Raw genomic sequence first — 19077 nt, 5'->3', positions numbered from 1 at the left:
CATGCCATCCCGCTCCCCTGCCGCCCCCACAGCCCCCGCCCCGCTGGTCGTGCCCCACAGCCTGACGGAAGACGCCGTGGCCATCTTCACCGGGGTGCTGCTCATCTCGGTGGGGGTGGCGTTTTTCACCAGCGCGGGGTTGCTCACGGGTGGCACGGCGGGGCTGGCGTTTTTGCTGCACTACGCCACGGGCATTGGCTTTGGCAAGATCTTCTTTGTGCTCAACCTGCCGTTTTACTGGCTGGCGCTGCGCAAGCTGGGCCGGGCCTTCACCGTCAAGACTTTCATCGCGGTGCTGCTGTTGTCGCTGCTGACCGAGCTGCAGTCGCAACTGCTGCAGTTCGCGCAGTTGCAGCCGCTGTATGCCGCCATTGCGGGCGGGCTGATCACCGGCACGGGGTTTCTGGTGCTGTTCCGCCACCGCTGCAGCCTGGGCGGCGTGGGCATTGCGGCGCTGTACCTGCAGGACCGCTACGGCTGGCGCGCAGGCAAGGTGCAGATGGGTGTGGACTGCTGCATCGTGCTGCTGGCCCTGTGGACGGTGGAGCCCGTGCGCGTGGCCTGGTCCATTGCGGGCGCCGTGGCGCTCAACCTGGTGCTGGCCATGAACCACCGGCCGGGCCGCTACATGGCGGTGTAGGCCCCGGCCAAGGGCGGTTGAGCACCCTGCAGAGACACACCTTCTACGTGGACACCTGCCAGCCCAGCCCACTGTGCAGCCGGTGCTCCAGCACCTCGATGGGCACCGGGCGGCTGAACAGGTAGCCCTGCCACAGCGTGCAGCCGTGGCGCTCCAGAAACGCGCGCTGCGCCTCGGTCTCCACCCCCTCGGCAATCACGTCGATGCCCAGGCTCTGCGCCATGCCGATGATGGTCTGCACGATGAGCGCGTCGGTGTGCTGGATGCCAATGTTGCGCACAAAGCTCTGGTCGATCTTGAGCTGGTCCAGCGGCAGCCGCGTGAGGTACGACAGCGACGACTGGCCGGTGCCGAAGTCGTCCATCGAAAAGCGCAGGCCCAGCGCGCGCAGTGCATTCATCTTGGCGATGGTGTCGTCCACGTTGTCCAGCGCCAGACTCTCGGTCAGCTCCAGCTTCAGGCGGTCGGGCCGCGCGCCGGTCTGCCGCAGCACGGCCACCACCTGCTCCATGAAGTCGGCCTGGCGGAACTGGCGGGCGCTCACGTTCACCGCCAGTTGCAGGTCGGCCGTGGCAGGGTGGTCCTGCCAGCGGCGCAGCTGGCTGCAGGCGGTCTGAAGCACCCACAGGCCGATGGGCAGGATCAGCCCGGTCTCTTCGGCCAGCGGGATGAACTCGAACGGCGGCACCATGCCGCGCGCCGGGTGGTTCCAGCGGATCAGCACCTCGGCCCCCACCACATGCTTGCCGCAACCCACCTGCACCTGGTAGTGCAGTGTGAACTGGCCCTGTTCCAGGGCCGTGCGCAGGTCATTCTCCAGCGCCGCGCGGGCAGTGACGGCGGCCTGCATGCGCGGATCAAAAAAACGGATGCCATTGCGCCCGGCGGTCTTGGTGGCATACATGGCCAGGTCGGCGTGCTTGACCACATCTTCCACCGTCTGCGCCTGGCCGCTGAACAGCACGGCGCCCACACTGGTGGTGCTGTGCACATGGTGTGATGCGAGCTGGTAGGGCTGGTTGAGCGCGGCCAGAATCTTTTCGCCCACCATCTGCGCCTGCTCGGCAGCGTCGGTGGCGAGGGCGCCCAGGTCTTCCAGCAGCACCAGAAACTCGTCACCACCCAGCCGCGCGACGGTGTCACCTTCACGCACACAGGCCGTCAACCGCTGGGCCACCTGCTGCAGCAGCACATCGCCCATGTCGTGGCCCAGGGTGTCGTTCAGGGTCTTGAAGTGGTCCAGGTCCAGGCACAGCAGCGCCCCTTGCAGGCCAGCGCGCGCACTGGTGGCAAACGCCTGCTGCAGGCGGTCCATCATCAGGCGGCGGTTGGGCAGGTGGGTGAGCGGGTCGTAGAACGCCAGGTGCTCGATCTCCCGCGCCGCAGCCGCGCTCTGGGTGATGTCATTGAGGGTGGCGACATAGTGCGTCAGCACCCCGTGCTGGTCCGTCACGGCGGTGATGGCCATGAAGTGCAGGTTCACCTCGCCGCTCTTGCAGCGGTTCCACAGCTCGCCCTTCCACTCGCCGGTGCTGGCCAGGCTGGCCCACATGGCATCAAAAAATGCCTTGTCATGGTGGCCCGAGGCCAGCAGGCTGGTGCGGCGGCCCACCACCTCGTCGGCGCTGTAGCCGGTGATGCGGCTGAACGCGCGGTTGGTGCGCAGGATGAGGGTGTCCGCGCCGGTGACGATCATGCCCTCCTGCGACTCAAACGCAATGGCGGCAATGCGCAACTCGTTCTCGTCGCGCTTGCGGGCGGAGATGTCCTTGCCCACGCCCCGATAGCCACAAAACACACCGTCTTCATCAAACACGGGCGTGCCGCTGATGGACACCCAGTACGAGCAGCCCTGCTGGTCGCGGCGCTCGAACTCGAAGTCGCGGAACTCCTGGTGGCGCTCCAGCAGCGCGCGGTGCTCTTCCCACAGCGCGTCGCTCATGCCCGGTGCAGCCAGCTCCCAGCGCGTCTTGCCCATGTGCAGCGCGGCCTCCTGCACCAGCCGGTCATCGGCCCGGCCTTCCACATGCGTGAGGCGAAACTGCGCGTCCTGCTCCCAGTACCAGTCGGACGACAACGCGGTGAGGGTGCGAAAACGCGCCTCGTTGTCCTCCAGCTTGCGGCGCACGCGGTAGGACTCGCTCACGTCGCTGAACACCAGCACCACCCCCACGATCTGCCCCTGGGAGTTGCGAATGGGAGCGGCGCTATCGGCAATGTGGTACTCGGCGCCATGCCGGGCCTGCAGGGTGGTGTGGTTGCTCAATGCCACCACCTGGCCCCGGTCCATCACCAGCTGCACCGGGTCCACCTGCGGCTCGCGGGTACCGGTGTTGATGATGCGGAACACCTCGGGCAGCGGCTGGCCCATGGCCTGTGCCAACGGCCAGCCTGTCAGGCGCTCGGCCACCACGTTCATGCGGGTGATGCGGCCTTGCGCATCGGTGGCGATCACGCCATCGCCGATGGAAAGCAGCGTGATGGCCAGGTTTTCTTCGCTCTGGCGCAGTTCGGCCTCGGCTTTCTGTCGCGTCACGGCCATGCGGTCAAAGCGGCGGCCCAGCTCGGTCAGCTCCTGCAGCCCCGTGGCGGGAACGCGCGATACATAGCGCCCCTCGGCCAGCTCGTCCGTGGCGTGCATCAGGCGCCTCAGGGGCCGCATCACGCCGCGCCGCACGCCCACCTGCGCCACGGCAAATGACAGCACCAGGCCGCCCAGCAAGAACGCCATCTCGGTCCACATGCGGCTGTTGGCCGCGGCGTACAGGTTGTCCAGCGGCACGGCCAGGCTCATGGTGGCCACCGGTTTGCCGCCTGCCTCGATCAGCGGCTGGAACACCACCAGCTCGGGCGCGCCATCAGGGCGGTACCGCTGGCGCTGCCCCTGGGGCGTTTGCAGCACCAGGGCGCGGAACTCGGCATCGGCAAACGGTGCCCCCAGCTCGCTGGCATCGGGCGGGTAGCGCGCCAGCACGCGCCCCTCAGGGTCGGACACCCGGGCCACCGCGCCGTCCGGCAGCCCTAGGTCGGTGAGCCGCCGGCTCCACCACTCCAGCGACACCACCGCCACGGCGGCCGCCACCACCTCCTGCGTGCCGGGCGGTATCACCGGGTAGGCAAAGTTGACACTGGCCACCTGGGCGGCGCGGTCCACCTGGAAGCTGCCCACTGCAAAGTCCCGCCCCGAAATCGTCTGCTGAAAATATGGGCGGTTGGCGACGTTGACAGGCGCCTTGAGCGGACGCGCATTGCACAGCAGCTCGCCGTCCGCCCGTGGCACGCCAATGTTGACGTAGGTGGCATTGAGCGACAGTACTTCGGCCAGGTAGCGCCCGCACTGGGGCGCTGAAGGGTCGTGCACCTGCGGCATGGCGGCCAGCTGCTGCAGAAACTGGCGGGTGTTCTGGATCAGCCGCTGCTGGGTGCCAGCCACCGACTGCAGGGTCTGCAGCGCGCGCTCTTCGGCCGCAGCAATCGCGTCTGTGCGGTGGGCCCGTGCCTGGTACACCACCAGCAACACCGCTGGCAGCGTGGCCCACAGCACCAGCCAGCGAATCCGCGCGGACAAGGTGCTCCACATTCCAGCGACCCATGAGGGCATACCGACCTTTCTGTGCAAGAGAAAGAACGCTTGAGCACATATCTGCCAACAGCCGCTGACAAACGCGCAGACATGTTTCGTCACATGTTACTGCCCATGGTCGGAAAAGGCATTCAAGATTTGCGCAGGGTTGCCCGCAGCGCCAGAAAGTGGTTACCTGCGGAACCTTGAGCGGCTCCGCCGTATCATTGAAGGATGCGTCGCGGCTTCTTCTTCCTGCTGATGGTGGTGCTGGTCCTTCGGGGCCTGACGGGCACGGCCATGGCGGCGGGCATTGTGGCTCCGCTGCTGCCTGCAGGCGCCGCGCAGCATACCGAGGCCCATCAGCCTACGGCGGAAGGCATGGTCCACGACCACGACCAGGGCCATCCCCACGATCATTCCGCAACCCTTGCGCAGGCGGAGGGCGTGGCACCCGCCGACGCCCATGCCCACCATGGCGCCCCGGCCGCCGAGCCCGGCATCGACCACACTGCCAGCCACTCTACGGCCTGCCAGAACCCCGATGCGGGCTGCAAATCGGGCGACGACCACGACCACCATAGCGCCAGCTGCTCGGCCTGCGAAATCTGCCACTCGGCCATGCTGGGCCTGCCCGCATCGCTGACCCCTGCCCCCCTGCCCGCCGGAGCCTTGCTGCCCCTGGCCTCTGCGCAGTTTGACAGCGCCCCTGCGGCGCTGGCCATCAAACCACCCATCGCCTGATCTCCGACGCCCGAAGTGCGTCTGCCATAGCCTGATAGCCCCTGAACAACGGGGTTCGTCGGACGGCAGTGCACTGTTTTTTCGTTCGTTGTCTGGAGATCGCCATGCGCGCCCCTGCCATTTTTCTCTCCTTGCCATCGCCCGGGCCATCGTGGCCGATGCGATTGGCTTGTCTTGCCCTGTTGTCGCCCTTGCTGGCGCAAGCCCAGGGCCCATCTGCATCCGACGCTACCCGCGCCGATGCGCCCACGGCCCCCCTGCCGTACACGGCCATGCCGCCGCAGCCCCCGCTGGTGGACGCCTTGCCCACCCCCAAGGCCTGGCGCCAGGCGCACGAGGCCGTGGGCGCGTTCCCGCGCGGCCATGTGGACATCTTGGCCTGGGAGGCGCAAAAAGGCTCAGCACCTACTCCCACGCCCGCAGCCTCCACCGCTACCTCCATGCCACACCATCCCCAGGGCATGCAGGACGGCATGCCGCATGGGAAGCAGCACGGCACACGCCATGAAATGCATCACGGAAGCCCGGGGAGTGCCCACCCCGCCCACCACCCCGAGCAGAAGGGCAAGCCATGATCAGCACCCATCGCCTCTCCATACTGGCTGCCGCCACCCTGCTGGCGGGCTGCGCCAGCGTGTCGCCCGATGGCCTGCGCAGTGATGTCGCGGCCCTCACTACGGGCCGTACCGCCGGTGTGCCCCAGGCGGCCTTGCCCGCGATGAACCCGAGCGCCCGCGCAAAGGCCCAGCAGTCCATCGACGGCTGGCTCGCCCAGCCCCTGACACAAGACGCCGCCGTGCGCATTGCCCTGCTCAACAACCCCGGCCTGCAAGCCCGGCTGGCCGCACTGGGCGTGGCCGATGCCGAGCGGGTGCAAGCCATCTCGCTGCCCAACCCGCACCTGACCCTGGGGCGTTTCACCAACAGCCAGGAGCGTGAGATCGAACGCACCCTGGCCTTTGGCCTGATGGATCTGATCACCCTGCCTTGGCGCATCCAGCGCGAGGCCGAGCGCCTGCAGATCGCCACGCTGCAAGCCGCACAGGACGTGGTGCAACTGGCCGCAGACACCCGCCGTGCCTGGCTGCGGGCGGTGGCGGCCGAGCAGGTGGCCGCCACGCACGACCGCATGGTGGAAGCCGCCGAGGCCGGGGCCGAGCTGGCGCACCGCATGGCGCAGGTCGGCAACTGGAGCCGCCTGCAACAAGCCCGCGAACAGGCCGTGCTGCACGATGCCACCCGCCAGCGTGCCCGCGCCCGCCTGGCCGCAGCCACCGAGCGTGAGCAGCTCAACCGCCGCATGGGCCTGTGGGGGCAGCAAACCCAATACCAACTGGCCCAGCAGCTGCCGCCCCTGCCCACCACCGCCTTACCCGCCGATGGCATCGAAGCCACCGCGCTGCGCGAGCGGCTGGACGTGCAAGCTGCCCGCCGCCAGCTGGACACCCAGGCCACGCGCCAGGGCTGGAGCCGTGCGGGCGCCGTGTTTGGTGACATTGGGCTGGCATACAGCCGCAACACCGCGACCGAACGCGACACCGGCCGCAGCGACATCAAGCGCGGCTGGGAGATCGAGCTGCCCCTGCCCCTGTTCGACTGGGGTGGTGCAGCCCGCACCCGCGCCCAGGCCGAGGTGGAGCAAAGCGCCGCCCAGCTGCAAGACACCGCCGTGCGCGCCCGCAGCGAGGTGCGCGCCGCCTGGCTCACCTACCGCACGGCCCTCGACCTGGCGCGCCAGCAGCAGGCTGAAGTGGTGCCCCTGCGCCAGCTCATCGCCGACGAGACCACGCTGCGCTACAACGGCATGCTGGCCAGCGTGTGGGACATGCTGGCCGAAGCGCGCAACAGCACACAGGCCGTGGCCAACGCCATCGAAGCGCAGCGCGACTTCTGGCTGGCCGAGACCGACCTGCAACTGGCGCTGACCGGCACCTCGCCCGGCGCACTGCAGGGCCTCGCCTCCGGCGCCGCAGCCTCCACCCCCCCACAAGGCCACTGACATGAATCGCCGCAATTTCTTTTCTGGCGCCGCCACGGCCGTGGCCGCAGCCTCCGTCAGCCGCGTGGCCCTGGCCGCGCTGCCCGAGCCCGCCACACAGTCCAGCGCCGACACCGCGCCACCGCTGCACCCGCCCACCGGCCGCCCCTACAACCCCGTGGTCACCCTGAACGGCTGGACCGCCCCCTGGCGCATGAACGCGGGCGTAAAGGAGTTCCACCTGGTGGCCGAGCCCGTGGTGCGTGAGGTGGCGCCCGGGTTCATGGTCAACATGTGGGGCTACAACGGCCAGAGCCCCGGCCCCACCATCGAGGTGGTCGAGGGCGACCGCGTTCGCATCTTCGTCACCAACCGCCTGCCCGAGCACACCACCATCCACTGGCACGGCCAGCGCCTGCCCAACGGCATGGACGGCGTCGGTGGCCTCACCCAGCCCGCCATCCAGCCCGGCAAGACCTTCGTGTACGAGTTTGTGGCGCGCCGCCCCGGCACCTTCATGTACCACCCGCATGCCGACGAGATGGTGCAGATGGCCATGGGCATGATGGGCCTGTGGATCACCCACCCCAAGGGCAGCCATCCGCAGATCGCCAAGGTGCAGCGCGACTACGCGTTTCTGCTCAACGCCTTTGACGTGGAGCCTGGCAGCATGACCCCCAAGGTCAACACCATGCTGGACCACAACATCTGGTGCTGGAACAGCCGCGTGTTCCCCGCCATCAGCCCGCTGGTGGCGCGCCAGGGCGAGCGCGTGCGCATCCGCGTGGGCAACCTCACCATGACCAACCACCCTATCCACCTGCATGGGCACGAGTTTGAAGTGACCGGCACCGACGGCGGCCCCGTGCCCAAGAGCGCGCGCTGGCCGGAGGTGACCACCGACGTGGCCGTGGGCCAGATGCGGCAGGTGGAGTTCATCGCCGACGAGCCGGGCGACTGGGCCCTGCACTGCCACAAGAGCCACCACACCATGGGCGCCATGGGGCACGCCGTGCCCACCATGATCGGCGTGGACCACCGGGGCCTGGTCGGCAAGATCCAGAAGATCGTGCCCGACTACATGGTGATGGGCGAGCGCGGCATGGCCGACATGGGCTCCATGGAGATGCCGCTGCCCGACAACACCTTCCCGATGATGACCGGCACCGGCCCCTTCGGCCCGCTGGAGATGGGCGGCATGTTCACCACGCTCAAGGTGCGCGCTGACCAACCCGCAGGCGGCTATGCCGACCCCGGCGACTTCAGGCAGCCACGCGGCACCCAGGCCTTTGAATGGCAAGGCGCACCGGCCGCCACACCACGCCCTGCACGCACCGACACCCCAGGCACCGCCCCAGGCGCGGCCAATGCACGCAAGCCCGCTGCCAGCGGCCACCAACATTGATGCCAACGATCACCATGAACACTATTAAATTCATAGCTGCCTGGGCAATATGCACTAGCGCATTCGGCACTTTTTCTGCCTATGGGCATGAAAACATGCCCCACCGCACCTCCACAGCCCCCGTGGTCAAAGAGCAAAAAGACTGGGGCATTGCAGGCGATGCCCAGCAGGTGCGCCGCACGATCACCGTGCGCATGGGCGACGACATGCGGTTCAGCCCCCGCCACATCGAAGTGCGCGAGGGCGACACCGTGCGGCTGCGCGCACAGAACAAAGGCCAGGTGCTGCACGAGATCGTGATCGGCACCAAGGCGGAGCTGGACCAGCACGCCGAGATGATGAAAAAGCACCCGGGCATGGAACACGACGAGCCTTACATGGCCCATGTGGCGGCGGGCAAGGCCGGCGACATCGTGTGGCACTTCAACCGCGCAGGCAGCTTTGACTTTGCCTGCCTCATCCCCGGCCATTACCAGGCCGGCATGACCGGCACCATCACCGTGCTGCCCCGCCATCCATAACGCCAGGAGAAACACCATGACCCTCCAACGCCCTCGGGCTGCATCCGCATCCATGACCGCGCTCCCCAGCCCTGCCCGCCGCCAATGGCTGGCCACTACTCTGCCTCTGCTGGGCGCGGGGTTGGCCGTCGCTTTGCTGCCGGTTGGGTCCCGCGCCGCCACCAACACGCCCACACCGCTGGAAGTGTGGAAAGACCCCAACTGCGGCTGCTGCCAGGACTGGGTGGACCACATGCAAGCCAACGGCTTTACCGTGAAGGTGCATGCCACCGGCAACAACGCCGTGCGTGCCCGCCTGGGACTGCCGCCAAAACTGGGTTCGTGCCACACCGCGCTGGTGGGCGGCTACCTGGTGGAAGGCCACGTGCCCGCCAGCGATGTGCGCAAGCTGCTGCAGCAAAAGCCCAAGGCCCTGGGCCTGGCCGTGCCGGGCATGCCCGTGGGATCGCCAGGCATGGACGGCGCCGTGTATGGCGACCGGCGCGACCCGTACGACGTGCTGCTGGTGGCCCACGACGGCAGCACGCGCATCTTCAACAGCTACAACAAAAAGGCATCCACATGACCCAGCACTTCTTCTCCATCCCGCTGGCTGCCGCCCTGTTTGTCCTGGTTGCAGGGCCAGCCCTGGCGCAGGCGCCCGCAGGGGCTGCCGCAGACAGCCACAGCAGCCACCACCCCGCCGCCACCGCACCGTCCACGCCACAGGCGGAGCTGAGCGAAGGCGAAATCACCCGCTGGGACCCGCGCACCCTGCGCCTGACCCTCAAACACGGAGAGATCAAGAACCTGGAGATGCCGCCCATGACCATGGTGTTCCGCGTGGCAGACGCCAGCGTAGTCGGCGACCTGAAACCGGGTGACAAGGTACGCTTTCGGGCCGAACAGGTCAGCGGGGCCTACCATGTCCAGCGGATCGAGAAAGCGCCCTGAAGCGGCTCCGCGCGCGGCACCGGGGCGCTGATACTGCGCAAGTGCAGCAAGGCTGCCCGGGCACCATAATCAACGGCCATGACTTCCTCCAACACACTGGCTGGCGACGCTGGCAGCATCACTCGCGTGGCCGGCATCGAGGTCGGCCACTTCACCGAAACCCGCCGCCCCACGGGCTGCACCGTCATCATCACCCGCGAGGGCGCTGTGGCCGGGGTGGATGTGCGCGGTGCCGCACCCGGTACGCGCGAGACGGATTTGCTCCACCCCTCCAACCTGGTGGACAAGGTGCACGCCATCATGCTCGCGGGCGGCAGCGCCTGGGGGCTGGATGCCGCCACCGGCGCCGTGCGTTGGCTGGAAGAGCGCGGCGTGGGTTTCGACGTGGCCGTGGGCCGCCTGCCCATCGTGCCCGCCGCCGTGCTGTTCGACCTGCTGGTGGGCGACATGCGCGTGCGCCCCGATGCTGCGGCGGGCTACGCGGCGTGCGAGGCCGCCTCCACCGCAGACCCGGCCGAAGGTAACGTGGGCGCGGGCACCGGTGCGGCGCTGGGCAAGATCTTCGGCATCCACCGTGCGATGAAGGGTGGCATCGGTACCGCCTCCGTCACCGTGGACGGCGTCACGGTGGGTGCCCTCATCGCTTGCAATGCGCTGGGCGACGTGATCGATCCCGACACCGCACAAGTGATTGCAGGGGCACGCACCGACGACGGCCTGCGTTTGCGCGACACGCGCCGCGCCCTGCTGCGCGGCGACCCGCCCCAGCCCCTGCTGGCGGGCACCAACACCACCATCGGGGTGGTCGCCACTGACGCGGTCATCACCAAGGTGCAGGCCCACCGCCTGGCCGTGGCCGCGCACGACGGGCTGGCCCGCAGCATCAACCCCGTGCACACCATGTCCGACGGCGACGCCCTGTTCAGCCTGGGCACGGGCCGCAGCGGCAAGAGCCCGGGCATGATGGTGCTGGCCACCATGGCGGCCGAGGCCACAGCCATCGCCACGGCGCGGGCAGCACGGGCTGCGCGCGCCATCACTACCGCCGAGGGGTTGTACCTGCCCTCGGCCGCCGATCTGGGCTGAAGCACAAAAATCGGCATGCGCCACGCTGACGGTGCGTGGCGTCTCCTTCCCGTTGGCATCGGCTGGCGTTGACTGGTGTCAGTTGCCGGCTTCGTCCCATGCCCTGGAGCTGGCGGCTTCCGACCCCGCGCCAGCCCTCAGGCGTATTGCGCCAGCCCGTGGCCGAAGGACCAGTTCTCCTTGGCCACCTCAACAATGTTCACGAACACATCTTCCGGCCTGAGGCCTGGGCTTTCGCCCAGAAGCTGGGCGATGCGCTGAAACAGCGCCTTCTTCTGCTCCAGCGTGCGTGTGTTGTTGGCAGTGATCTGGATGAACACCACATCGTCGCTGCGTGCCACACCCAGGTACGACGGGCTGTAGCGGAAATTCTCGGCATCGTGCTCGGTCAGGGTCATGAACTGATCGTCCTCGGGCACATTGAAGGTCTCGCGCATGGCGCGGTACAGCGTGTCGAAAATCGCTTGCCGGTAGGCAACGGGCTTGCCGGCACGCATGGCAATGTGGATGAGCGGCATGGAGGGTCCTTTCGTGAAAAAGCTGGTGCCATGCTATCCATATTGATATGCTATTTATACTTATATCAACAATAACAAAAACATATCATGCAACGCCCTCTGGATCTGGATGCCGTCGAGGCTTTTGTCCGTGTTGCCGAGCTGGAGAGCTTTACCCGAGCAGCCGAGGCCATGCAGACCAGCCAGGCCGCTGTGAGCCTCAAGCTCAAGCGGCTGGAGGACCGGCTGGGCTGCCGGCTGCTGGAGCGCACCCCCCGGTACGTGGAACTGTCAGCGCAGGGAGCCGCCTTCCTGGACCATGGTCGCGCACTGCTTGCTGCACATGAGCTTGCCCTGGCTGCACTGGGTGAAGCACCGCAGCGTTTGGCCATCGGCATCAGTGACCACGTCGCCGGGCCTGAACTGCCTGCACTGATTGCTCGCATGAACGCACAAGACCCTCAGCTGTTGATCGACATCCGGATCGGCTCGTCGGGCGACCTGCTGCAAAGCTTTGACCGGCGCGAACTCGACGCGGCCATGGTCCGCATGCATGCCGGGCGCAGCGATGGCGAAGTGCTGGCCGAAGAGCGATTTGGCTGGTTTGCCGCGCCGCACTGGCAGCACCGCACTGGTGCCCCCCTGCCGCTGGCCACCCTGGCAGAGCCCTGCGGCGTGCGTGCGATGGCTGGAAAACTGCTCGATGCAGCCGCCATCCCCTGGCGCGAGGTGTTTGTGGGCGGCGGCGTGGCGGCAGTGTCCGCAGCCGTTGTTGCAGGACTGGGCGTAGCCGCACTGGCACCCCGCATGTTGCCCTGGGGCGCGGTGGACGTAGGTGCCCGGCTTGGGCTTCCTGCACTGCCAAGCCTGCCGGTGGTGCTTCACAGCCGGGCCCCGGATGGCCGACCCAGTGATGCCATTGCAGCACTGTCTGCCGCATTCAGAAGTGCGGTGCGCGGTTAGGGCAGGTCACGCCCGCCCTCGCTTACCCCTGCACAAGCAGGGTGCCCAGCGCGCCTTTCGCACCTTTCGGTCAAAAACTTCTTGACGCGCGCCGGAACCCCCAGAAGATCAGGGCCTGTGCACCATCGTGCGCCCAAGGCGGCGGCTGCGCACCGCCGCATCGATATCGCCAGAACGCCGCAGGGTGGCGGTGGCAACGTGTTGCGCCCCACGTTACGAAATGGTAAACACCGGTTTCCTGCTGCTCCTGCGTGCTCCGAAAAAGCGCCTCATCCCGTATCACCAGCTGGAGGGTCCATCGCATGAATGTCCTGCAGAACCTGAGCATCAAGACGCGTCTTGGTATTGGATATGTTGTCCTGACCTGTGCACTGATCCTGGTCGCCATCATGGGTATCCGTGGCGAGTCCATGACACAGGAGAGCCTGGACAACCAGGTCAATCACCTGAACGTGATCAAAAGCCTGGGCAACCGGGTGCTGGATACAGCCAATGCGAGGGCCGTGTCTGCCCGCAACCTGGTGATCGCGGGCTCCAAGGAAGATGCCGACGCGGAAACACGTCGCATTGGAGTCGCACATGAAGGCATGGGCAAGGCACTCCAGGGAGTCGAAGATGCCCTCAAGGTCGGCCCGCCTGAAACCGCCCCCCTCAACAAGCTGCTGGCCCAGATCAAGAACACCGAAGCGGCCTATGGCCCCGTGGCGCTGGAGATCACCCGACTGGGGAGCCAAGGGGAAAAAGATGCGGCGATCAAGAAAATCAACGAGCAATGCCGCCCCCTGCTGACCAGGCTGGTGGCCGACATCGAAGCCTTCCTGGCCGAGAGCGACGCCATCAGCAAACGTGCCAGCCAGGAATCGATGCGCCAGTTTGAATCGCTGCGGCTACAGCTGATCTTGCTCAGCGTGGCCATGGTAGTGTTTGCCTGCGTGCTGGGTGTGGCCACCACCCGCTCCATCGTCCGGCCCCTGAACGAGGCAAGCCAGGCGACGCGGGAGTTTGCGCGGGGCAACCTGGCCACCCCACTGGTGGCGCAGGGCAAGAACGAAATTGCTTCGGTAGTCACTTCGATGGAAGCCATGCGGCTGAGTCTTTCCAACCTGGTGGCAGGGGTGCGCCAGGGATCAGAAAGCGTATCGACCGCCAGCGCCGAGATCGCGCAAGGCAACCACAACCTGTCGATGCGCACGGAACAACAGGCTAGCGCGCTGCAGCAAACCGCTGCCTCCATGGAGCAACTGGGCTCCACCGTGAAGCAGAACGCAGACAACGCGATTCATGCCAACCGCCTGGCGCATTCAGCGTCGACCGTTGCGCAACAAGGCGGTGACGTGGTGGCCATGGTGGTGGCCACCATGAAGGACATCAACGACTCCAGCCGCAAGATCAATGACATCATCAGCGTGATCGACGGCATTGCATTCCAGACCAACATCCTGGCGCTGAACGCGGCCGTGGAGGCTGCCCGTGCCGGTGACCAGGGGCGGGGCTTTGCCGTGGTGGCCAGCGAGGTGCGCAACCTGGCCCAGCGCAGCGCGGCTGCGGCCAAGGAGATCAAGCAGTTGATCACGGAAAGTGTCGGCCGCGTGGAACACGGCACGGCTCTCGTGGACAAGGCCGGCCACACCATGACAGAGGTGGTTGCCAGCATACGCAACGTCACCCACCTCATGGGGGAGATCAGTGCTGCCAGCTCTGAGCAAAGCTCGGGGGTCACGCAGGTGAGCGAGGCCGTCACGCTGATGGACCAGGCCACGCAGCAGAATGCGGCCCTTGTGGAGGAGATGGCTGCTGCTGCATCCAGCCTGCGTGGGCAGGCCGATGACCTTGTGAGTGCTGTGGCGGTGTTTCGTATTCACGGCAGCGGATCGGCGCTGCTGATCAAGTAGAGTCCCCCATCCCCTGCCGCGCCATCCAACAGGGCGGGATCAATCTTGCGCCGAGCCACGTGGTGAAACGGCTGGCTGCGGGCGCATGCCGGCCAGCAGATCATTCAGCGGCATGGCACGGGCAAACTTCCAACCCTGGGCCTGGCGCACACCCCGGGCAATCAGGAAGTCCACCTGGTCCTGAGTCTCGACGCCCTCGGCAATCAGTGCCAGCTTGAGCATGTGGGCCATTTCGATGATGTGGGTAGTCACCGGGCTGATGGCGGCTTGCGCGCCGATGCTGGCGATGAAGATGCGATCAATCTTGAGGGTGTCGATGTCGATGGACTCCAGCATGGACAGGCTGGAGTAACCCGTACCGAAGTCATCCAGCGCAATCGATGCACCGATCTGCCGCGCAGCCTGCAGCGCGGGCCGTGCAGCCTCGATGTCCACCAGCCCGCGCTCGGTGACCTCCAGCATGAGCGCGCCCGGCGGCATCTCCATGGCGCTGAAGCGCCGCTGCAGGTACTGCACGGGTCCGTCGGCCACCAGATCCTGGGGGGAGAGGTTCAAACTCACATGAAAACCCGGGCGTGCCTTGAGCATCTCGGGCAAGTCGGCCAGCACCACATCCATCACGTACCGCGTGATGTGCGCGATCACACCGGCCTTCTCCGCTTCTGCAATGAATTCATCCGGGGGCACCAGGGTGCCGTTGCGGCGACGCCAGCGCAGCAGAGCCTCCGCCCCCACCCACTGGCCGGTTTCCAGATCCACGATGGGCTGATAGAGCACGAAGAACTCGCGCCGGCGCAGGGCCGCCCGCAGTCTGACGCGTGGCGACAACTGCCACCGGGTGAGCATCGCCACGCCCAGCGCAAACAGGGCACTGGCCACCAGCCCCAGGGGTGCCAGGATCAGCGCCTGGGCCTTGAGCCCTTCGTGGGCCAGCGCCTTGGGAGCCGCCGCGACCGCCGCCACATTGTTTTCCTTCGACACCCGAAAGACGATGTAGTGGGTCTCGCTTTCAGCCACGTTGTTCACATGGGGCGTGTAGAGGTTCAGCCACTGGGTATCCAGCGGACCTTTGGACCGGATCAGCGCCCGGGGCGTGCTGATCAGAAGCCCCAGCGCGACATCCGCATGAAGCACAGGCATGTCAATCACGATGCCCGGGTGAATGATCACCGCATGGCCGTTGCGGGCGTAGATGTTGAAAGGCTGCTCCGGGGCAAAGGGCAGGCGGGCGCCAATCCAGGTGGAGATACCCGTCGAGGTGACCATGTGGTTGCCGGTGAGCGGTACCACCTCATTGCCCGTGGTGAGCGTGCTGCAGACCAGCGCTCCGTCCCTGACTGCCCCCATGCCCTGCAGATAGAACGAGGTGCCCACCAGCTGCTGCATGCGTGTGAGGCTGGCCTGGCTGCAAGCGGGGTGCGGATCTCCGTCCAGATCGTTGAGCGCCGCCACCAGCTGCTGGCGCGAGGCCACGCCGCGTCGCAGCACCTCGTCCGCCAACGAGGTCAGATAGGCGACCTGGTCTTCCTTGGCCTGGCGGTGGGCCACCCACAGGGATGCAGCAATGGGGATGAGCGCAGCCAGCAGCAGTGGGATGGAGGCAACGACATAGAAGCGTTTCATCGGACACGGCAGTGGGTGGTTAGTACACAGGCAGACAAGGGGCTGCCCCAGCGCGACGCCATCATGCACGAACAGCCCCCGCTGCTCCAGCGAGATTTCAACCGATGGCCCCCTGTCGCCGGGCGCACAAGCATCAGACCGTCCTATGATGCCGGTGACGGTTGGTGCCCTGGGCCGGGGCCCACTGCGCTACACCCATCCCCATGGCCCCTGATCGGAACAAGGAGAGTGAACCCATGAGAGACCAGGCCTTTCGGAAACATGCATGGCTGCTATGCCTGCCATTGCTCGTGAGCACCCCGGCGGCACAGGCGCAGGACCAGTTGGTGGATTTGCAGTCCAGCGGCGGCTACACCTCCTACCGCCTCGCGGACGACGTGACCCAAGTGGATCTGGTGGAACAAACCCAGGGGGCCTGCCGCTTCAACCGCACCTGGGGCTACGACCTGACCAATCGCGAGCTGTGGACCAACGGTGGTTGCGGGGGACGTTTCAAGATCACACGCACCTATGCAACCGGTAGCAGCAGCGGCTCCAATGCCGGAGCAGCTGTGGCGGCCGTGGCGGCCATTGCCGGCATCGCGTTGCTGGCCAACCACAACCGGCACGACAACGACCGTCGCCCCGAGTACCCGGACTACCCCGGCCAGGGCGGGGACTGGGGGCGCGAGATCCGGGTGGACGGCCGTCTGTGCCTCGACGTGAGGGGTGGCAAATTCCAGCCCGGCACCACCCTGCAGGTGTACGAATGCAACGGGACGGCGTCCCAGCGTTTTGCGGTGGGGCGCGGCGGCGAGATCCGGGTGCGCGACCTGTGCGTGGACGTGGACCGAGGCGACCCACGGGACGGCGCGCGGGTGGTGCTGTGGTCCTGCTCGGGCTCGCGCAGCCAAATCTGGTCTACCCTGGGCGGGCAGATCGTGAGCCAGCTCACCGGCAAATGCCTGGATGTAGACGCAGGCCAGGTCCGCCCTGGGGCACACACCATGGTCTGGCCCTGCAACCGCAGCCCCAGCCAACGCTGGTGGTGGTAAGGAGGTCCCATGCAAACAACTCTTCACTGGATCTGTGCAGGCGCCTGCGCCCTGGTGCTGGCAACAACGACGCACGCGGCCAATGCGGCCGACACCTCCATATCGTCGCCCACCACGCCACCACGCCCTGCCAAGGCGCACAAACCGGTGGCGCCAACCCTCACCCACCGGCTGCAGGCCATCTGCTCGGCAGCCGATCTCAATCACGACGGCAACGTGTCCCTGGACGAGTTCCACCAGGACATCGTGCAGAGCTGGCACAGCCTGGGGCCCGATGCAGAGGGCTACGTCCATCTCTCCCAGCTGGGCCAATTGCCCCGCATCGGCAAAGGCCAGCTGAGGCGGCTGGCAGCAGCCGACAAGGACGGGGACGGAAAGCTGTCGTTCAAGGAGGTGGTACAGGCACGCATGTCCTACTTCGAGGCGGCGGATGTGGACCAGAACGACATGCTCTCGCTGCAGGAATGCATGGCCTATGAGCGCCAACGCAGGCGCCTGCCGCAGTAGGAGCCCTCGCTGGCCGGCGGTTTCAGTCCTCCAGCTATCTGAGACCTGGGCGACTCCCGGTGCGGGATGCCCGGAGCTGGTGCGCGTCGCCGCCACGCCTGCCTGGATAATCCACCGGCTCGCTGATAGCGAGATATGGCTCCGGGACCACCCAGGGGCCCCGTCACCCCATCCAGGCATACCACCGCCCCGTTTCGCTCTGTTTGTCCATCCCCAATGCCCAAGGCCTTTCGCAACACTTTCCTCACCCTGCGCGATCTGATTGTGTCGGCAGGCCCCCTCGCCTTCTTGGCGGTCGGCCTGCTGGTGCTGGCCTATTGGTGGCTCAACCCCAATCCCCCCAAGACGGTGACCCTGGCCACAGGCCCTGCCCAAAGTGCCTATGAGGAGTTTGGCAAACGCTACCAGAAGGCGCTGGCGGCCGACGGCATTGATGTGGTTTTGCTGCCCAGCGAGGGCTCATCGCACAACCTGCAGCTTCTGCGCGACGGCCAGGCCGATGTCGCTTTTGTACAGGGCGGCACAGCCGAACTGCAACCCGATGATCCGGACAACCTGGTATCGCTGGGCAGCCTGTTTGTAGAGCCGCTGTGGCTGTTCTACCGCACCGATACAGCAGAGCGCATGCACAACGCACCCCGGCTCGATGGCCTGCGGCAGCTACGCGGCTGGCGGGTCAATGTGGGGTCGGAGGGCAGCGGCGTGCCCACGCTGATCGAGCGGCTGCTGCAGGCCAATAAGGTGGAGCCCAGCGCAGTCAAGCTATCGCACCTGGAACAGACGCCCGCGACGGTGGAGTTTTTGGCGGGGAGGCTCGACGCCTTGGTATTTGCCTCGGCGCCTGAATCCCTGATGGTGCAGATGCTGCTGCAAACGCCTGGCGTGCAGCTGCTGGATTTTGCGCAGCACGAGGCCTACGCACGGCGGTTTCCGTTCCTCACCCCCGTGACCTTGCCACGCGGGGTGGTGGACCTCGCGGCCAACGTGCCCCAGCGCGATGTTCGGCTCGTGGCCACCACCACGTCCCTGCTGGCGCGCGACGGCACGCACCCCGCCCTGCTGACCCTGTTCGCCCAGAACGCACAAAAGCTGCACAGCGGCGCAGGCTGGTTCAACCGGGCGCGTGAGTTTCCCAACACGCGCGGCAGCGAGCTGCCGATTGCCAAGGAGGGCGACCGCGCCATGAACGAGCCGGTGCCCATGCTGCAACGCTACCTGCCGTTCTGGATGGCCAACCTGATTGAGCGCATGTGGCTGGTGCTGGGCATCTTGCTGGCCATCATGCTGCCGCTGTCGCGCATCGTGCCGCCGCTCTACCAGTTCCGGGTGCGGTCACGGGTGTTCCGCTGGTATGGCCGCCTGCGCGAGATCGAAAACGACCTGGAAATGGGCAAAAGCGACCCCGCAACCCTGCTGCGCACCCTCGACGGACTGGAAGCCCAGGCCGAAAAGGTGAGCGTGCCTCTGTCGTATGCGGACGAGCTGTATGCCCTGCGCAACCACATCCACCTGGTGCGCAAAAAACTGCTGCGTGCGTCGGAAGGGGCTGGTGGATCTGCTGACCACAGCACGCCGGGCGAAGGGATGACGAACAACAGCGTGACGGAAACAGGGAGTGCAGCAGGAACTGGGCGTTGACCAGCTCTACAGCGGCACAAGGCCGCTCGCGGCCTCAAGGTGGCACCCGCAGCG

General features: G+C 66.6%; 17 protein-coding genes. 14 read left to right on the top strand and 3 right to left on the bottom strand.

Annotated elements, in window-relative coordinates; genetic code table 11:
- Window position 1: 1 nt before the first annotated feature.
- The gene (locus tag C8C96_RS13460; protein ID WP_121942640.1) at window positions 2-640 is read left to right on the top strand and encodes a YitT family protein; all 639 of its coding nucleotides are present in this window, start codon (window positions 2-4) and stop codon (window positions 638-640) included.
- A 43-nt stretch (window positions 641-683) separates the two neighbouring features.
- Here C8C96_RS13460 and C8C96_RS13455 read toward each other — a convergent pair whose 3' ends face one another.
- Window positions 684-4241 (bottom strand): EAL domain-containing protein, encoded by a 3558-nt coding sequence (locus tag C8C96_RS13455; protein WP_233584232.1) that lies wholly within the window; start codon window positions 4239-4241, stop codon window positions 684-686.
- 195 nt (window positions 4242-4436) lie between these two features.
- On the opposite strand from C8C96_RS13455, the gene C8C96_RS13450 reads away from it, so the two are divergent.
- The 8 genes from C8C96_RS13450 (at window position 4437) to C8C96_RS13415 (ending at window position 10869) form a co-directional block, all read left to right on the top strand.
- Window positions 4437-4946 (top strand): hypothetical protein, encoded by a 510-nt coding sequence (locus C8C96_RS13450; RefSeq protein WP_121942638.1) that lies wholly within the window; start codon window positions 4437-4439, stop codon window positions 4944-4946.
- A 104-nt stretch (window positions 4947-5050) separates the two neighbouring features.
- Complete coding sequence (locus C8C96_RS13445; RefSeq protein WP_147455680.1) at window positions 5051-5521, top strand: hypothetical protein; 471 nt, start codon at window positions 5051-5053, stop codon at window positions 5519-5521.
- Complete coding sequence (locus C8C96_RS13440) at window positions 5518-6945, top strand: TolC family protein (protein WP_121942636.1); 1428 nt, start codon at window positions 5518-5520, stop codon at window positions 6943-6945. Before C8C96_RS13445 ends, C8C96_RS13440 begins: the two co-directional genes overlap by 4 nt.
- Before the next feature lies 1 nt (window position 6946).
- Window positions 6947-8329, top strand: coding sequence for a multicopper oxidase family protein (locus C8C96_RS13435; RefSeq protein WP_121942635.1), 1383 nt, complete (start codon window positions 6947-6949; stop codon window positions 8327-8329).
- A gap of 14 nt (window positions 8330-8343) precedes the next feature.
- Window positions 8344-8850, top strand: a complete 507-nt coding sequence (locus C8C96_RS13430) for a plastocyanin/azurin family copper-binding protein (protein WP_116750092.1) — start codon at window positions 8344-8346, stop codon at window positions 8848-8850.
- Between the two features lie 16 nt (window positions 8851-8866).
- The gene (locus C8C96_RS13425) at window positions 8867-9415 is read left to right on the top strand and encodes a DUF411 domain-containing protein (protein ID WP_233584231.1); all 549 of its coding nucleotides are present in this window, start codon (window positions 8867-8869) and stop codon (window positions 9413-9415) included.
- The gene (locus C8C96_RS13420; protein ID WP_121942634.1) at window positions 9412-9783 is read left to right on the top strand and encodes a copper-binding protein; all 372 of its coding nucleotides are present in this window, start codon (window positions 9412-9414) and stop codon (window positions 9781-9783) included. The genes C8C96_RS13425 and C8C96_RS13420 overlap by 4 nt, the downstream gene beginning before the upstream one ends.
- Before the next feature lie 78 nt (window positions 9784-9861).
- Window positions 9862-10869 (top strand): P1 family peptidase, encoded by a 1008-nt coding sequence (locus tag C8C96_RS13415; RefSeq protein WP_121942633.1) that lies wholly within the window; start codon window positions 9862-9864, stop codon window positions 10867-10869.
- Window positions 10870-11006: 137 nt separating this feature from the next.
- Here the strand turns inward: C8C96_RS13415 and C8C96_RS13410 are convergent, their stop codons facing one another.
- A complete protein-coding gene (locus C8C96_RS13410) occupies window positions 11007-11387 on the bottom strand; it encodes a tautomerase family protein (protein ID WP_121942632.1) in 381 nt (126 codons plus the stop codon).
- A gap of 84 nt (window positions 11388-11471) precedes the next feature.
- On the opposite strand from C8C96_RS13410, the gene C8C96_RS13405 reads away from it, so the two are divergent.
- Both C8C96_RS13405 and C8C96_RS25345 read left to right on the top strand, forming a co-directional pair.
- The gene (locus C8C96_RS13405; RefSeq protein WP_121942631.1) at window positions 11472-12329 is read left to right on the top strand and encodes a LysR family transcriptional regulator; all 858 of its coding nucleotides are present in this window, start codon (window positions 11472-11474) and stop codon (window positions 12327-12329) included.
- Window positions 12330-12631: 302 nt separating this feature from the next.
- Complete coding sequence (locus C8C96_RS25345) at window positions 12632-14221, top strand: methyl-accepting chemotaxis protein (protein WP_121942630.1); 1590 nt, start codon at window positions 12632-12634, stop codon at window positions 14219-14221.
- 39 nt (window positions 14222-14260) lie between these two features.
- Here C8C96_RS25345 and C8C96_RS13395 read toward each other — a convergent pair whose 3' ends face one another.
- A complete protein-coding gene (locus tag C8C96_RS13395) occupies window positions 14261-15844 on the bottom strand; it encodes an EAL domain-containing protein (protein ID WP_121942629.1) in 1584 nt (527 codons plus the stop codon).
- Window positions 15845-16080: 236 nt separating this feature from the next.
- On the opposite strand from C8C96_RS13395, the gene C8C96_RS13390 reads away from it, so the two are divergent.
- The 3 genes from C8C96_RS13390 to C8C96_RS13380 all read left to right on the top strand — a co-directional run bounded on the left by C8C96_RS13390 (window position 16081) and on the right by C8C96_RS13380 (window position 19023).
- Window positions 16081-16878 (top strand): lectin, encoded by a 798-nt coding sequence (locus C8C96_RS13390; protein ID WP_121942628.1) that lies wholly within the window; start codon window positions 16081-16083, stop codon window positions 16876-16878.
- Window positions 16879-16887: 9 nt separating this feature from the next.
- Complete coding sequence (locus C8C96_RS13385) at window positions 16888-17385, top strand: EF-hand domain-containing protein (protein ID WP_121942627.1); 498 nt, start codon at window positions 16888-16890, stop codon at window positions 17383-17385.
- A gap of 216 nt (window positions 17386-17601) precedes the next feature.
- Window positions 17602-19023, top strand: coding sequence for a TAXI family TRAP transporter solute-binding subunit (locus C8C96_RS13380; protein WP_121942626.1), 1422 nt, complete (start codon window positions 17602-17604; stop codon window positions 19021-19023).
- Window positions 19024-19077: the final 54 nt, after the last annotated feature.

Source organism: Acidovorax sp. 100 (assembly GCF_003688355.1).
GTDB lineage: Bacteria > Pseudomonadota > Gammaproteobacteria > Burkholderiales > Burkholderiaceae_C > Acidovorax > Acidovorax delafieldii.
Note: the sequence above shows the minus strand (reverse complement) of the source record. Positions and strands in the feature narration are given on the sequence as shown.

What these genes read in the sequence shown, in the direction of transcription:
- C8C96_RS13460 (WP_121942640.1), top strand. Translation starts at nt 2, where the DNA reads ATGCCATCCCGCTCCCCTGCCGCCCCCACAGCCCCCGCCCCGCTGGTC.
- C8C96_RS13455 (WP_233584232.1), bottom strand. Translation starts at nt 4,241, where the DNA reads ATGCCCTCATGGGTCGCTGGAATGTGGAGCACCTTGTCCGCGCGGATT.
- C8C96_RS13450 (WP_121942638.1), top strand. Translation starts at nt 4,437, where the DNA reads ATGCGTCGCGGCTTCTTCTTCCTGCTGATGGTGGTGCTGGTCCTTCGG.
- C8C96_RS13445 (WP_147455680.1), top strand. Translation starts at nt 5,051, where the DNA reads ATGCGCGCCCCTGCCATTTTTCTCTCCTTGCCATCGCCCGGGCCATCG.
- C8C96_RS13440 (WP_121942636.1), top strand. Translation starts at nt 5,518, where the DNA reads ATGATCAGCACCCATCGCCTCTCCATACTGGCTGCCGCCACCCTGCTG.
- C8C96_RS13435 (WP_121942635.1), top strand. Translation starts at nt 6,947, where the DNA reads ATGAATCGCCGCAATTTCTTTTCTGGCGCCGCCACGGCCGTGGCCGCA.
- C8C96_RS13430 (WP_116750092.1), top strand. Translation starts at nt 8,344, where the DNA reads ATGAACACTATTAAATTCATAGCTGCCTGGGCAATATGCACTAGCGCA.
- C8C96_RS13425 (WP_233584231.1), top strand. Translation starts at nt 8,867, where the DNA reads ATGACCCTCCAACGCCCTCGGGCTGCATCCGCATCCATGACCGCGCTC.
- C8C96_RS13420 (WP_121942634.1), top strand. Translation starts at nt 9,412, where the DNA reads ATGACCCAGCACTTCTTCTCCATCCCGCTGGCTGCCGCCCTGTTTGTC.
- C8C96_RS13415 (WP_121942633.1), top strand. Translation starts at nt 9,862, where the DNA reads ATGACTTCCTCCAACACACTGGCTGGCGACGCTGGCAGCATCACTCGC.
- C8C96_RS13410 (WP_121942632.1), bottom strand. Translation starts at nt 11,387, where the DNA reads ATGCCGCTCATCCACATTGCCATGCGTGCCGGCAAGCCCGTTGCCTAC.
- C8C96_RS25345 (WP_121942630.1), top strand. Translation starts at nt 12,632, where the DNA reads ATGAATGTCCTGCAGAACCTGAGCATCAAGACGCGTCTTGGTATTGGA.
- C8C96_RS13395 (WP_121942629.1), bottom strand. Translation starts at nt 15,844, where the DNA reads ATGAAACGCTTCTATGTCGTTGCCTCCATCCCACTGCTGCTGGCTGCG.
- C8C96_RS13390 (WP_121942628.1), top strand. Translation starts at nt 16,081, where the DNA reads ATGAGAGACCAGGCCTTTCGGAAACATGCATGGCTGCTATGCCTGCCA.
- C8C96_RS13385 (WP_121942627.1), top strand. Translation starts at nt 16,888, where the DNA reads ATGCAAACAACTCTTCACTGGATCTGTGCAGGCGCCTGCGCCCTGGTG.
- C8C96_RS13380 (WP_121942626.1), top strand. Translation starts at nt 17,602, where the DNA reads ATGCCCAAGGCCTTTCGCAACACTTTCCTCACCCTGCGCGATCTGATT.